At 44.0% G+C, this 2,070-nt stretch carries 1 protein-coding gene; it reads right to left on the bottom strand.

Annotation, left to right across the window (positions count from 1 at the left end; all coding sequences use genetic code 11):
- Positions 1-647: 647 nt before the first annotated feature.
- Positions 648-1,625 carry a DUF3626 domain-containing protein gene (locus KVH01_RS29355; RefSeq protein WP_217883793.1) on the bottom strand — a complete coding sequence of 326 codons (978 nt, stop codon included), beginning with the start codon at positions 1,623-1,625 and terminating at the stop codon, positions 648-650.
- Positions 1,626-2,070: the final 445 nt, after the last annotated feature.

Raw genomic sequence — 2,070 nt, forward strand, 5'->3', positions numbered from 1 at the left:
GACCGAACAAAAAGCGGCAGAGCAGAACGGTTGACGCGACAACTACCTTGAAAAACGCCGGTTGAGTAGTTAAAGCTATTTTGTATATGAAAAAATGTATTCGACGCATGAGCCGTATGCGATTCCTAACTAGGTGGGATTTAAGGGCCGGTTACAACTGATCAGCGTTACAAGATAGAAGGTAACCATAGATTTTCCACGCTTGTTTTGGAACGCATTATGATGAGAGGCTCCTGATTGAAATCATGGATACTGCATCAGCTATTTGCCTAGATTGCCGTAAACCGAATTCGAAAAAGAGAGCTTTCGGACTTGACCAAGAGTACGGCGCAGATAGAGACGTTGTCTGTTCTGTTAAATCCGTGGATAGTTCAACCATATTTATTATCAAGCGCAGAAGAGGTGTGTCTGTAATGCGGAAAAATACTCACTGCAAAATACTTGCGGCGCTCGAACGGGCCAAAAAAACGAGATGATTGATCAAATTCCGTCATGCTTCATCTTTTGAAAAGTTCGGATAATTTGGTAACCGAAAACATCTGGCTCTCTCAGAGCATCCCCGCGGGAAGTGTTGGATTTTTCCAAATCAAAATTTAATATTTATCATTTTAACTGATCTCAGCAATAAGTTTGTAGAGAACTGGCCGCTATGATTGGGGGCTTTTTTTAGGATGCCCGAATAGGCCGCTCAACGTATCGTTGATCTCTGCCCCAAGGGAGGTGGAAGGTAGGGCTGATATCGCAACGTGCGATACATCCTCAGAAATAGACAGTCCACCGTGGGAATGAAGCTCGATGTAATCAACTGGGTCTTCGACACTTCCAAGCTCAGTAAGTAAAAGTAGCTGATTTTTGGTAGCTGTTGCTACAACGGGATATAAGTTTGACCGCTCCACACCGTCGCTGCCGAATACGCCAAGCGAACGCGGTGCTAAAGTCGAATAATCGCGACGCTCATTAAACCAATCGGTAAGAAGAAACAAAGTATCGCGCGAGGATACCGTCGAATGTTCTTTTATATGGTCTCTTAAATAAAACGCTGCATCGCCATACTCTGGAGCGCCACCGACCAGGAAGGGTTGGATGGCATGGAGAGCGGCGTAAATCGGTCGAGAGTTCGGATCAAAATCGGGATTAGCAGTACGCGAGTTAAATCGCCATGTAGCGCGACGTTTAAATGCGATGTCAGCACTTTCGCCATATTGAAAAAACACCTGCTCTGTTGCATCTCGTAATCTTTGTTCTGTCTCGCCCCACATGTCTTCTTCGCCGCCGCGCTCACCTACAGACCAAACGTTCCTAAACTCGGTTGAGTTTATTTTTGGTATTTGTGCTACTTGCATGTTTACCGTAGCGGGAGCGTGATATAACTTGTTAATAACATGCTCCAGGTACTCCGCTTGGGATCCAGTAGAGCGCACTCCTAACACCGTTTCAATTGATTTTAACGCGTTAAACTTATCAATGTGTTTATTTTCTAAAATCTTTGGCTTTAAATATGTATGGTAATGCGCTCGACTTTCATCACCCCCCGCCTTAACTTCTAGAGCCTCAGTGCCGCTTATGCGATTATAAGAGTTGCGACTGAAACTTCTTTGGTTTTTGTTTTCTATATAATACTTCATGATCGCCTCCATACCCAAAAGAAAAAATTGATTTGTGCTTCCGACTTTGACTTTATACAGAGTTTCTAACAAATGGGGAAGCGGAAATCTTATTACAGTCCATATTTTGATTGCCCCGGTTTGTCTAGATCTACAAACACTAATTCGCTTTCGGTCGAATCGCGGGCGGGGATGGTCTCGGGATCTAGGTAAACTCACTACCAGGGTTAATAGCAATGAAAAATAGCGAGTCACACGCGACGGTTATGGCAAGCTCGTTAGCAATCATGATCAAACTACTCCTATCCAATACGAAACGCGTCAGATTTCCTTAACATTCGACGCTCCAATGTGCGTAATTTTACCACTAGTTTTGAAGTTTACAAAGGCTGCTCAAGACATACGGCGTTTTTCAAGGTAGTTGTCGCGTCAACCGTTCTGCTATGTCGTTTTTTGTTCGGTCTGT

The organism is Pseudomonas khavaziana (genome assembly GCF_019145205.1).
GTDB lineage: Bacteria > Pseudomonadota > Gammaproteobacteria > Pseudomonadales > Pseudomonadaceae > Aquipseudomonas > Aquipseudomonas khavaziana.